Origin of the sequence: Chryseobacterium sp. WG14, from assembly GCF_024586945.1 — a bacterium.
Classification (GTDB): Bacteria; Bacteroidota; Bacteroidia; order Flavobacteriales; family Weeksellaceae; genus Chryseobacterium.
Map to the genome: position 1 here is coordinate 1 of NZ_JALCZD010000034.1, position 1082 is coordinate 1082.

Here is a 1082-nt window from a genome sequence, read left to right on the forward strand (position 1 = left end):
CCATCTGATATAGACTATATTGTAGAGCAGGAACAGCTATTTGGTATTCAGGAGAAAGGGGAAATTGAAGGGGTTTATTTAGCGAACAGCTTACAGGAAGGCTTTGTGTACCATGCGTTGAACCAGGGCGATAAAGATGATGCCTACAGAGTACAATTGATCTGGGACTACCATAGTAGAATTAATGAAGAGAAGTTAAAAGACTCCTGGAAACGTACCCAGGCTGCATATCCGTCGTTGAGACTACGTTTTGACTGGAATGGCGAGATCGTACAGGTTATCGATAAAGAAGGCGAAGTAGACTGGCGCTACCAGGATATCAGTGGAATGAGTAAAGAGGCTCAGGAAACCCTGATCGGAGAAATCACACAAAAGGATCGCTTTGAGGTGTATGACCTTACCAAGGGCAGTCTTTTCAGGGTGTATCTGTTCAAAAGAGGAGCTAGCCATTACAGCTGTTTATTCAGCAACCACCATGCAATATTGGATGGCTGGAGTATGCCTGTCATTCTCAATAGCATTCATGACCATTACCTGGGTCAGCTTAAAGGGGAGGCTCTCTCTCCGGCAGCAGATTCTGCCTATGCTTTGACCCAGCAGTACCTTCAAACCCACAAAGAGGACAGTGCAGAGTTTTGGAATAGATATATGACCTTACTGGAAGACCAGGAAGATCTGAGCAGTTTAGTAAAAGAAGACCAGCGTCATATTGATTTAGGAACTTACCGTCATATCCAGGATCATCAGCATATAAAAATGCAGATCGAGGGAGATCAGTACCATACGTTGAAGACGTTCACTAAAGAACAAGGCTTTACGGTGAATGCTGTTTTACAATACTTATGGCATAAACAGCTGAGTATTTACAGTGGCTTAGGAACAAGTGTTGTAGGGACAACGGTCTCAGGAAGAAGCTTACCGGTTGATGGAATAGAATCTTCAGCCGGATTATATATCAACACACTGCCATTGATTGTGAGCCATGCAGATGGCCGGGTTGTGGATCAGATCACAGAGATTCAGAATAGGATCAGTGAGCTCAATACGCACAGTGACATTAACCTTGCAGCATTGCACCATGA

At 44.0% G+C, this 1082-nt stretch carries 1 protein-coding gene; it reads left to right on the forward strand.

Annotation, left to right across the window (positions count from 1 at the left end; translation table 11 throughout):
* On the forward strand, window positions 1-1082 hold a 1082-nt coding region (locus MP478_RS22475; protein ID WP_257201719.1), incomplete at both ends, for a condensation domain-containing protein.